Source organism: Leucobacter sp. USCH14 (genome assembly GCF_037619215.1).
Lineage (GTDB): Bacteria > Actinomycetota > Actinomycetes > Actinomycetales > Microbacteriaceae > Leucobacter.
The window spans coordinates 486,953-498,052 of record NZ_JAQPZP010000001.1 but is presented as its reverse complement, the minus strand read 5'-3'; the positions used below and the strand labels follow the sequence as shown (position 1 = coordinate 498,052).

Annotated in this window: 10 protein-coding genes; 2 read left to right on the top strand and 8 right to left on the bottom strand. The window is 69.1% G+C overall.

The window, feature by feature from the left end:
• Nucleotides 1-67 precede the first annotated feature (67 nt).
• From PQI23_RS02255 to PQI23_RS02240, 4 genes are read right to left on the bottom strand one after another with little or no spacing between them, the layout of a single operon-like run.
• Nucleotides 68-550, bottom strand: a complete 483-nt coding sequence (locus PQI23_RS02255) for a VOC family protein (protein WP_339971127.1) — start codon at nucleotides 548-550, stop codon at nucleotides 68-70.
• A complete protein-coding gene (gene hisS / locus PQI23_RS02250) occupies nucleotides 519-1,829 on the bottom strand; it encodes a histidine--tRNA ligase (RefSeq protein WP_339971125.1) in 1,311 nt (436 codons plus the stop codon). Before hisS ends, PQI23_RS02255 begins: the two co-directional genes overlap by 32 nt.
• Before the next feature lie 48 nt (nucleotides 1,830-1,877).
• Complete coding sequence (locus PQI23_RS02245) at nucleotides 1,878-3,497, bottom strand: solute symporter family protein (protein WP_339971123.1); 1,620 nt, start codon at nucleotides 3,495-3,497, stop codon at nucleotides 1,878-1,880.
• Nucleotides 3,494-3,844 (bottom strand): DUF485 domain-containing protein, encoded by a 351-nt coding sequence (locus PQI23_RS02240; RefSeq protein ID WP_339971122.1) that lies wholly within the window; start codon nucleotides 3,842-3,844, stop codon nucleotides 3,494-3,496. The genes PQI23_RS02245 and PQI23_RS02240 overlap by 4 nt, the downstream gene beginning before the upstream one ends.
• A 78-nt stretch (nucleotides 3,845-3,922) precedes the next feature.
• Between PQI23_RS02240 and PQI23_RS02235 the strand changes: the two genes are divergently transcribed.
• The gene (locus PQI23_RS02235; protein ID WP_339971120.1) at nucleotides 3,923-4,837 is read left to right on the top strand and encodes a helix-turn-helix transcriptional regulator; all 915 of its coding nucleotides are present in this window, start codon (nucleotides 3,923-3,925) and stop codon (nucleotides 4,835-4,837) included.
• Between the two features lies 1 nt (nucleotide 4,838).
• Here PQI23_RS02235 and PQI23_RS02230 read toward each other — a convergent pair whose 3' ends face one another.
• Nucleotides 4,839-5,546, bottom strand: coding sequence for a MazG nucleotide pyrophosphohydrolase domain-containing protein (locus PQI23_RS02230; protein ID WP_339971118.1), 708 nt, complete (start codon nucleotides 5,544-5,546; stop codon nucleotides 4,839-4,841).
• Nucleotides 5,547-5,696: 150 nt separating this feature from the next.
• On the opposite strand from PQI23_RS02230, the gene PQI23_RS02225 reads away from it, so the two are divergent.
• The gene (locus PQI23_RS02225) at nucleotides 5,697-6,014 is read left to right on the top strand and encodes a hypothetical protein (RefSeq protein WP_339971117.1); all 318 of its coding nucleotides are present in this window, start codon (nucleotides 5,697-5,699) and stop codon (nucleotides 6,012-6,014) included.
• Between the two features lie 95 nt (nucleotides 6,015-6,109).
• Here PQI23_RS02225 and mfd read toward each other — a convergent pair whose 3' ends face one another.
• The 3 genes from mfd to PQI23_RS02210 form a co-directional block, all read right to left on the bottom strand.
• On the bottom strand, nucleotides 6,110-9,745 hold the full coding sequence (mfd, locus tag PQI23_RS02220) for a transcription-repair coupling factor (protein WP_339971115.1): 3,636 nt from the start codon (nucleotides 9,743-9,745) through the stop codon (nucleotides 6,110-6,112).
• Nucleotides 9,742-10,368 (bottom strand): aminoacyl-tRNA hydrolase, encoded by a 627-nt coding sequence (pth, locus tag PQI23_RS02215; RefSeq protein ID WP_339971147.1) that lies wholly within the window; start codon nucleotides 10,366-10,368, stop codon nucleotides 9,742-9,744. The genes mfd and pth overlap by 4 nt, the downstream gene beginning before the upstream one ends.
• A gap of 120 nt (nucleotides 10,369-10,488) precedes the next feature.
• Nucleotides 10,489-11,076, bottom strand: coding sequence for a 50S ribosomal protein L25/general stress protein Ctc (locus tag PQI23_RS02210; protein ID WP_339971113.1), 588 nt, complete (start codon nucleotides 11,074-11,076; stop codon nucleotides 10,489-10,491).
• Between the last annotated feature and the right edge of the window lie 24 nt (nucleotides 11,077-11,100).

The following is an 11,100-nucleotide window of genomic DNA, read 5'->3' as shown; positions in this document are numbered from 1 at the left end:
GCGCCCCCCCCCCCCGGGGGGGGGGGGGGGCCCCCCCCCCCCCACCCCAGTCTAGGGCACCGCCCTCCTAGGATTCGGGCTGCTCGTACGCCTCGGGGCCCTGCTCGGCCGCGACCGGATCCATGTAGAGGAAGCTCAACGCGTTTCCGTCGGGGTCGTCGAGATCGCGGCCGTACATGAAGCCGTGATCCTGCGCCGATCGTGGTTCGCTGCCACCCGCGGCGAGGCCCTTCGCGATCACTGCGTCGACCTCCTCGCGGGAGTCGCGGCTGAACGCCAACGACACCTGTGCGGCGTCGCGCGCGTCGATGATCGGCTTGCCGGTGAACGTGCCGAAGTACTCGCGCGCGAGCACGATGAAGAAGATGTTCTCGTCCCAGACCACGCACGCGGCGTTCTCGTCGGTGAAGTTCGGGTTGATCTCGCAGCCGAGCGCCGTGTAGAACGCCTTCGAGCGCTCCAGGTCGTCAGTGGAAGGGCGACGGCTTCGAGCGGCGATCGCAGCGGGCACCGCACGGTCACTCGGAGAGGGCGCGGAACTCCAGCTCATCAGGGTCTGCGACCCCCGCCCGCACGTTCGCGACGCGCGAGAATCCCTCCTGGGCGACACGGGCGAGCAGCGTCTTCATGTTCTTCTGCCGCTTCTCGAGACGCACGCGGTGTCCGCGATCGACGAGAGTGCGCTTCAGCGCCAGCAGATCCGCAGGCTCGACGTCGGCGTCGGCGATCAGGGCCACCGCTTCAGGCCCCGTCGAGTCAGGCAGGGTGAGCAGGTCGACGACGCGCTCGAACCCGATCGAGAAGCCGACGGCGGGCACGTCCTGCCCCAGGAAGCGGCCGACCATGCCGTCGTAGCGTCCGCCGCCGCCGACGGAGCTGCCGGACCCGGGGTGCGCCACCTCGAAGATCGTTCCGGTGTAGTACCCCATTCCGCGCACGAGCGTCGGATCGAAGCGCACGGCGACCCCGGCGGGCAGGCCGCCCTCGAGCGCCTCGCCGAGCGCGACGAGATTCGCGACGCCGTCTTCGGCGGCCCCCTCGGGCAGCACCCCCGCGATCGCCTCCCGGGTGATCGGGATTCCGGCTCCGGCGCCGTCGGCGCCGAGCGCAGGCTCGACCGCCGCCAGCACCGCACCGATGCGCTCGGCCGCATCGCCGTCGATTGCGCGCAGCTCTTCGACGACTCCGCTCGCGCCGATCTTGTCGAGCTTGTCGATCGTGATGAGGGCGCGATCGTGCGTGTCGGAGGCGAAGCCGCAGTGCGCGAGCAGACCGAAGAGGATGCGGCGATCGTTCACTCGGATCACGCAGCCGTCGAGGCCGAGCGCGGCGAGCGCCTGCGAGGTCGCGGTGATCAGTTCGATCTCCGCGAGCAGGCCGGCCTCGCCGATGATGTCGATGTCGGCCTGCACGAACTGCCGGTAGCGTCCTTTCTGCGGCCGCTCGGCGCGCCAGACCGGCGCGATCTGGATCGAGCGGAACACCGGCGGCAGCTCGGCGCGGTGCGACGCGAAGAACCGGGTGAGCGGAACGGTGAGATCGAATCGGAGCCCCAGATCGGCCAGCTGCTCCGCGTCGCCGGCCTGCGCCGCTGCGGCGAGCGCCTCGGGCCTGATCCCGCGCTTCAGGATCGAGAAGCTGAGCTTCTCGTTGTCGCCGCCGAGCCCTGCGTGCAACCGCGCGTAGTCCTCGACCACCGGGGTCTCGATCTCATCGAAACCGTGCGAGCGGTAGACGCTCCTGATGATCCCGAGCGCGTGCTCGCGACGCGCCTTGTCAGCGGGGAGGAAATCGCGCATGCCGCGCGGCGGGTTCACGGATTGGGCCATGGTTCACCATTCTTCCACGGCCCCGCTCACCCGTCGCGCGGCCGGCGCTCAGTGCTGCACGGGGGGCTCCGCACCGTAGCCGGTGAGCGCGCGCACCTCCATCTCGGCGGCCAGACGCTTCGACTCCTGTCGCGAGCTCGTCACCGACCCGAGCCAGCCCAGGAGGAACCCGAGCGGGATCGATACGATACCCGGATTCTGCAGCGGGAAGATCGCGAAATCGATGTCCGGCCCGAGCATCGCCTTCTCGCTCCCCGAGACGACCGGGGAGAGTGCGATGAGCACGACCGCCGAGAGCAGACCGCCGACCATCGACCACACGGCCCCTCGGGTGGTGAACTTCGACCAGAAGAGCGAGTACAGGATGGTCGGGAGGTTGGCCGACGCGGCGACCGCGAACGCGAGCGCGACGAGGAAGGCGACGTTCTGCCCCTGCACCCCGATACCGCCGAGGATCGCCGCGGCGCCGATGACGAGCGTCGTGATTCGGGCGACCTTCACCTCCTGCTTCGCCGACGCGCGCCCCTTCTTGAGCACGCTGTTGTAGATGTCGTGTGCGAACGAAGCGGATGCTGTGATCGTCAGACCCGCGACGACGGCCAGGATCGTGGCGAATGCGACGGCTGAGATGAAGCCGAGCAGGAGCGGACCGCCGAGTTCAGCTGCGAGGAGCGGGGCCGCGGAGTTCTGACCGCCGGGCGCCGTGGCGATCGTCTCCGGCCCGACGAGGGCGCCTGCACCGTACCCGAGCACCAGTGTGAAGAGATAGAAGATGCCGATCAGCCAGATCGCCCACACGACGGATTTGCGCGCGTCTCTCGCGGTGGGAACCGTGTAGAAGCGCATGAGGACGTGCGGCAGGCCCGCCGTGCCGAGAACCAGGGCGAGGGCGAGCGAGACGAAATCGATCGGGTTCGCGCCGTACTGCAGCCCGGGCGCGAGAATCGCCGCGCCGTTCGCGTTCTCGGGGTGGTTCACGGCGGCGTCGAGCACTGCCGAGAAGTCGAACCCCTTGAGCGCGAGCACCCAGATCGTCATCGCGCCGGCGCCCGCAATGAGCAGCACGGCCTTGATGATCTGCACCCAGGTCGTGCCCTTCATACCGCCGATCAGCACGTAGCAGATCATCACGACCCCGACGATCGCGATCACGAGCGACTGCCCGAGCGCGTCGTCGACTCCGAGCAGCAGCGACACGAGGCCTCCCGCACCCGCCATCTGCGCGAGCAGGTAGAAGAATGACACCGCAAGCGTCGTCAGCGCCGCCGCCATGCGCACCGGTCGCTGCTGCAGCCGGAACGAGAGCACGTCGGCCATCGTGAACTTCGCGGTGTTGCGCATGAGCTCGGCGACGAGCAGCAGTGCGACGAGCCAGGCGACGAGGAACCCGATCGAGTAGAGGAATCCGTCGTATCCGTTGATCGCGATCGCCCCGACGATGCCGAGGAACGACGCGGCCGAGAGGTAGTCCCCCGCAATGGCGATGCCGTTCTGCCGCCCGGAGAACGAGCGCCCACCCGCGTAGAAGTCGGCGGCGCTCTTGTTGTTGCGACTCGCGCGGATGACGATGACCATCGTCACTGCGACGAATGCGAGGAAGATGGCGATGTTGAGCACCGGGTTCTGCTCGGCGCTCGTCGCCTGAGCGTGCCAGCTCGCCGCGCTCATCGGTTCTCCTCCAGCGCCTCGAGGTCGGCTCGCAGAGCCGTCGTCCGCGGATCCAACCGGCGGTTGGCGAAGCGCACGTACGCCATTGTGATCGCGAAGGTGGTCACGAACTGCGCGAGGCCGAACCACAGCCCGACGTTCATGCCGAGCAGCGGGGTCACCATGAACTCGTGGGCGAACGCGGCGAGCACCACGTAGAGCAGGAACCAGAGCATGAACGCGATCGCGAGGGGGAAGACGAAGCGCCGGAATCGGTGCTTCAGCTCATGGAATTCGGGGCGGTCCCGGAATGCGACGTAATCGATGGGGTCGCGCTGCAATTCATGCGCGTCTGCTGGTTCGGTCACTCGGTTCTCCCTTGAATGCAAGCTTCCTCGTCGCAACGTCGCGACGACTCATGCTGATCATAGAAAACCGGTGTTAGCGTGAGCTACCTCCGAAAGTTGGGTGATGACGTGCAGCGGCTGGAACAGGATCATGTGCAGCGCATCTTGAGCGACGCCGTCGTCGCGTTCGCCAGGGAAACGCGGTTCGACATCGCGTTCGGCGGGCTGGAATGCTCGGGGAACGCCGTCCTCACCGCGGTGACGGGTGCGGAGCACGGCGCCATCGAGGGCCTGCTCGTGCGCGCAGATCGGGGCCTCGGGGGCCGTGCGATGCGCGAGTGCAGACCTCGGATCGCCGCGAACTACGTGACGAGTCGGCAGATCACGCACGAATACGACTCGTACATCGCGCGCGAGCGGATCGTCGGGCTGCTCGCGTTCCCCGTGCTCGTCGACGGCTCGGCTCGAGCCGTCCTGTACGGCGGCTCACGCGGCCCTGCGATGCCCGAGGGAGCGTTCGTGCGCGCGGCCGCCGGAGTCGCCCGCGACCTCTCCCGCGAACTGCGCATCGAGGACGAGGTCTCGCGCCGGTTCGAGGCGAGACGACGCGACGCCGGCGCGGACCCTTCGGCTCAGCCCGCCTCACTCTCTCCCCGGGCCGTCGAACTCCTGCGCAACGTGCACGCCGAGCTGCGCGGCGCACTGGCGGAAGCGCCGTCGTCGCGGCTGCGCGAGCGCCTCCGCAGCATCGAGCACCGGCTCACCGACCTGACGACCGCAACGCGAGCCTCCAGGCCGCGCGCTCCGGCGAGTTCTGCCGTGCGACTCTCTCCTCGAGAGCTCGACGCACTCGCCCACGTCGCCCTCGGCTCGACGAACGCCGAGATCGGCCAATCGCTCGGTCTCGCCGAGAACACGGTCAAGAGCTACCTCAATACGGCGATGACGAAGCTCGACGCGACGACCCGGCACGCTGCAGTGTCGCGGGCCCGCGCCCTGGGCCTCCTCGTGTAGATCACCCCTCGTCGTGCAGCACGCGCGCGGTCAGCCGGTCGACGGCGAGGCGCAGCGCACGGTCGGGATCCACCCCGGCGCGATTCGCCCGCATCAGCATCGCGAGCATCGCATCTCCGATGCCGAACTCGGCGAGCCGCTGCTCGTCGGGGCCGATCACCGCGGCGAGCGGATCCTCGGGGTAGGCGTCCCCCGCGCCCGGGTCGATGAGGCCGGCGCGCTTCAGTCGTTCGATGACCTTCGCCGCACGGGCGAGCGTCGGCATTCCGGCGGGAATCCCCTCGAGCGGGCCGCGCGATCCCCGCTCCTCCCCCGCCGCGTCCTCCTTGAGACGCTCCCATTCGGCGTGCAGCTCGTCGACCGTCATGTACCCGCGATCGCCGAAGACGTGCGGGTGCCGGTTCACGAGCTTCTCGTTCAGCGTCGCAGCGATGCCGTCGAAATCGTAGCCTTCGCCATCGCGCTCTGCGATCGCCGCGTGGAACAGCACCTGATAGAGCACGTCGCCGAGTTCCGATTGCACGTCGGCGGGAGGGAGTTCGCGCTCGATCGCATCGATGAGCTCGGCGGTCTCCTCGACGAGGAACTGCGTCAGCGACTCGTGGGTCTGCTCCTCGTGCCATGCGCAGCCGCCGGGAGCGACGAGGCGGCGCACCGTCTCGAGGAGCGCATCGAACGGACGTGGGTCACCGGCTGCCTCGGTCCTCATACTCAACCACCCTATCGGGATACCGAACCCCGCGATCCGGGCCGCAGATCCTGAAAAGTGCCTGATAGCCTGGTGCGGTCCCGGGGACACTGCTGGGGCGATACCGCATACGAGGCCACGGGCGATCTGCAGAGCGTTCTCTCGGACGCGATGTCCGGCGAAGGCGATCTGAGCGCCGCGTTCGACCCGATCACCGAGGCGCTGGAGGAGGCGCAGGCGGAGGTCACCAACGAAGAGGTGTCCACCGCGCTCACGAACTTCACCGATGAGCTCTCGGCGATGAGCGGCACGCTCGAGGGGTACGAGATCCCCGATACGAGCAGCATCGATCCCGCCGACCCCGAGGCCATGGACAAGCTCGAGCAGATGCAGTCCGAGGCCGAGGAGATGACCACCAAGCTCCAGGAGCACTCGACCTCGCTCACCGAGGCCGGGCAGAAGCTGCAGGATCTCTGCTCCGCCGGCTGATTCCGACCTGGATCACGAAGGCCTCGCACCCGACGGTGCGAGGCCTTCGTCGTCTCCGGAGGGCGCCGGGCGCTCCCATCGACGTCCTCGGCGGTTCAGTCCCCGGCCGGGGCATCCTCCTCGAGCAGGGTCGCGAGCACTCGTCCCGTCCATGCGACGATGTCGCCCTCGTCCCCCACGAGCTTCTGCCCGACGCCGGAGAGCGGGCTGCGCGACGAGGCGGTGCCGCCCGGGAGCGGAATCTGCAGGCTCTTCGACGCCTCGACGAAGCGCGAGCCCGGGTACATCCGGTTCATGCGCATGCGGCGCGAATCGAGCAGCTCGACCGGCTCGATGCGAAGCGCCGGGCCGGCGGCGACCACCTTCGTGAGACCGAGTCGGGAGGCCCGGCGTCGAAGCGCGGAGACCGCGGCGAGACGCTCCACCTCGACGGGCGGGGCCCCGTAGCGGTCGGTGAGCTCCTCGAGCACCAGCGACACGTGCTCGGCCGGGGCCTGCGGGTGGGAGGCCGCGGAGAACTTCTGATAGGCCTCGAGCCGAAGTCGCTCGCTCTCCACATACTCCTCGGGGATATGGGCGTCGACGGGAAGCTCGAGCACCAGCTCGGTCGTACCGGAGACCTCCTCGCCCTTGAACGAGCTGACGGCTTCACCGATCATGCGCAGGTAGAGGTCGAAGCCGACCCCGGCGATGTGACCGGACTGCTCGCCGCCGAGCAGGTTTCCCGCCCCGCGCAGTTCGAGATCCTTCAACGCCACCTGCATGCCCGAGCCGAGTTCGTTGTTCGTCGCCAGCGTGTCGAGGCGCTCGTGCGCGTGCTCGGTCAGCGGTTTGTCGGGGTCGTAGAGGAAGTACGCATAGGCGCGCTCGCGGCTCCGGCCGACACGCCCGCGCAGCTGGTGCAGCTGACTCAGGCCGTACTTGTCGGCGTTGTCGATGATGATCGTGTTCGCATTCGCGATGTCCAGACCGGTCTCGATGATGGTCGTCGAGACGAGTACGTCGAACTTGCGCTCCCAGAAATCCTGCACGACCTGCTCCAGCTGGTGCTCCCCCAGCTTGCCGTGGGCGACCGCGACGCGCGCCTCGGGCACGAGCTCCGCGATCTGATTCGCGATCCTCGTGATCGACTGCACACGGTTGTGGACGAAGAAGACCTGCCCCTCGCGCAGCAGCTCGCGGCGAATCGCGGCGGTGATCTGCTTGTCGCTCCGGGGCCCGACGAACGTGAGGATCGGGTGGCGATCCTCGGGCGCGGTCGCCAGTGTCGACATCTCCCGGATGCCGGTGACCGCCATTTCGAGCGTGCGCGGGATCGGAGTCGCGCTCATCGCGAGGATGTCGACGTTGGTCTTGAGCTTCTTCAGCGCGTCCTTGTGCTCGACGCCGAACCGCTGCTCCTCGTCGATGATGACGAGGCCCAGATCCTTGTAGTGCACGCTCTCGGCGAGCAGCCGGTGCGTGCCGATGACGACGTCGACGGTGCCCGCGGCGAGGCCCTCGATCGTGTCGCGCGACTCCTTCTCCGATTGGAAGCGGCTGAGCGGCCGCAGGCGCACGGGGAAGCCGGCGAAGCGGTTCTGGAACGTCTCCAAGTGCTGCGTGACGAGCAGCGTCGTCGGCACGAGCATCGCGACCTGCTTGCCGTCTTGCACGGCTTTGAACGCGGCCCGCACGGCGACCTCGGTCTTGCCGAAGCCGACGTCGCCGGCGATGAGGCGATCCATCGGGATGGTGCGCTCCATGTCGCGCTTCACCTCGTCGATGGTGGTGAGCTGATCGATCGTCTCCGCGTAGGGGAACGCTTCTTCGAGCTCGTGCTGCCACGGCGTGTCTCCGGAGAAGGCGAACCCCTTCGAGGCGACGCGCGCGGAGTAGAGCTTGACGAGCTCCACCGCGATATCGCGCACCGCCTTGCGCGCCTTCTTCTTCGCGCTCGCCCAGTCGCTGCCGCCCATCTTGGAGAGCGTCGGCGCTTCTCCGCCGACGTATCGCGAGAGCTGATCCAGCTGATCGGTGGGCACGTAGAGCTTGTCGCGCGGCATCCCGCGCTTGGTCGAGGAGTACTCGAGCACCAGGTACTCGCGCAGCGCCTTCGTCGCGTCCCGGCCGATCCCGGTCGGCACCATGCGCTGCGTCAGCTCGACGAACTGGCCGATGCCGTGCGTCTCGTGCACGACGTAGTCGCCCGCCACGAGCTTCAGCGGATCGACCACGTTCTTGCCGCGACGCTTCGCGAGCTTCTGGCCCGCGGCGGCCTGGGAGCCCGCCGATCGCCCGAAGAACTCGGCCTCGGTCGCCAGGAGCAGGCGCGCTTCAGCGCTCTCGAAGCCCGACCAGGCGGTGCCGGTCACCAGGTAGACGATGCCGTCCTCCCACTCGTCGGGCAGCTCGTCGACGATGCGCGCCGCTGCTCCGGCGTCTGCGAGCACGTCGCGGGCCCGCTCGACGAGGCCGATGCCCTGCGCGGTCACGACGGCGTGCCAGCCGTCGCGCAGGCGCTCGCCGATGAGCCGGATCGCGGCGCCCGTTGCATCCCCGGCCTGCGCAGGCCTCGGGAACGCGCCGCCCTGCACGGCGATGGCGGCAGGATCTGCGGACGAGGCTTCGGTTTCTCCGGTTCCCGGAACCGAGTCGTCACGCACGAAGTTCGACACCGACCACCAGGGCCGGCCGCGCGAGGCGCCCCGCAACTCGCCGATCGAGAGCATCCCGCTGTCGTCGACCGGTACCGGAGCCTCCGCTCCGGCCGTCGCCGCCTGCCACGCCGCTTCGAGGAACTCGCGGTTCGTGTCTGCGAGACTCACGGAGCGACTCGCCACCCGCTCGGGCGAGACGACCAGAACGGCCCCGCCGTCGGGAAGGAGCGAGGTGATGGGAGCGAGTCCGGGCACCAACTGGGGCAGCAGACTCTCCATGCCCTCGACCGCGATGCCCTCGCTCATCTTCTCGAGCAGCGAGCCGAGTGCGGGGAAGCGCGGCAGCAGAGCGGCCGCGCGCTCGCGCACCTCGTCGGTGAGCAGCAGTTCGCGCGCCGGCCAGAGCTCGATCGTCTCGAGGGGGTCGCCGGCGCTGCGCTGATCCGAGACGGCGAAGCGCTTGATCTGATCGATCTCGTCGCCGAAGAAGTCGACGCGCACCGCCTGGTCGGCCGTGGGAGGGAACACATCCAGAATGCCGCCGCGCACCGCGAACTCACCGCGTCGGGTCACCATGTCGACGCGTGTGTACGCGTACTCGACGAGCCGACGAGCGATCGCTTCCAGCCCGTCCGTCGTGCGCCCCGCGGCGAGCACCACCGGCTCGGCCGACGCCGCATGCGGCGACACGGGTTGCAGCGCAGCCCGCACCGACGCCACCATCACCAGCGGCGCTTCGCCGTCGTACTCGCGCAGCAGCCGGAGGGCCTCGGCGCGGCGCCCCACGGTCTCAGCGCTCGGGCTGAGCCGCTCGTGCGGAAGCGTCTCCCACGCGGGGAACTCCGCCGTGATCGCATCGGGCAGCAGCGAGGCGAGCGCCGAGCGAACCGCATCGGCTTCGCGGCTGGTCGCCGCGATGACGAGCAGCGCACCTCGATCTCCGTCAGCGCGTCTCCTGCGGAGCATCCCGGCGATGAGCGGCGCACGGAGCCCCTCGGCGACTGAGAACTCCGCGTCGGCGGCACTCGCCTCGAGGGCGGCGGCGAACGACGGCGATGACTCGAGCAGACGATCGAGCCCCCGAAGCGTCACTGGGCGCTCCTGCTGTGGAAGCGCTGCTGCGCCGCGAGCAGTCCCTCGTCGACGAGGGACTCGGCGGCGTCGGCGGCGTCCTCGAGCAGCACCGGGAGCACGCCGCGCTCTGCGGTCGCGAAGGGCTTCAGCACGAAGTCGGCCGGATCCTGCTGACCCGGCGGCCGGCCGATGCCGATCCTCACACGAAGAAACGCCGGGCTGCCCAGCGCTTTGGCGATGTCGCGCAGGCCGTTGTGACCACCGTGCCCTCCGCCCTGCTTGAGCTTCAGCGTGTCGAACGGCAGGTCGAGTTCGTCGTGGAGCACGATGACCCGGTCGACCGGAACCGAGAAGTACTTCGCGAGCGCCGTGGTCGGCCCGCCCGACGTGTTCATGAACCCGTTCGACTTCGCGAGCACGAGCTTCGGGCCGCCGGGGCGCACGCGGCCCTCCGCGACGCGCGCCCCGGTGCGGTGGGACGAGAAGCGGCCGCCGATGCGGTCCGCGAGCACGTCGAGCGCCATCTGACCGACGTTGTGGCGCGTCGCCTCGTACTTCGCCCCCGGGTTACCCAGGCCGACGATGAGCCAGGTGTCATCCGACACGAGTTCCTCCGCTTTCTTCCGCTTCCACCACACCATCAGTTCCCCTCCGGAGTCCATCATCGCAGTCGCCGCCGACACGCGCGCGAACAGACGAACGGGCCCGGGGGGGGGGGGGGGGGGCCCCCCCCCCCCCCCCGGGCCCGAAAAGCGTGAGGGTTACTCCGCGGCGTCCGCGGTCTCGTCCGCAGCCTCATCCTCGACGGCGCCGCGCGGCACGACGATGTTGACGACGAGCTGCTCGGGGTCGCCCGTGAGGGTCGCGCCCTTCGGCAGCTCGATGGCGCCGGCGAGCACCTGCGCGCCCTCCTCGAGGCCTTCGACGCTCACCTCGACGCTCTCGGGGATCGCGGTCGCGGGAACGCTGAGGTGCACCGTGTTGAGCTCCTGCAGCGCGTTCGTGCCGGCGAACGACTCGCCGGTGACGTGCACGGGCACCTCGACCTCGACGGTCTCGCCCTGCTTCACGACGATGAGGTCGACGTGCTCAATGATCTGGCGCACCGGATCCTTCTGCACATCCTTGACGAGCACGAGCTGCGGCGCGCCGTTGATGTCGAGCTCGATGAGCGCGTTGGCGTGGCGAACGATCAGGCTCAGCGGGTGGGTGTCGACCGACACGTGGATCGGGTCGGTGCCGTGACCGTAGACGACCGCCGGGGTCTGACCGGCGGCGCGGAGCTTGCGCGCCGCTCCCTTGCCGAAGTTCTCGCGTGCGTGGCCGACGAGCTTGCTGGTCTCGCTCATAGTGATCTCTCCTTGCGGGCTCTC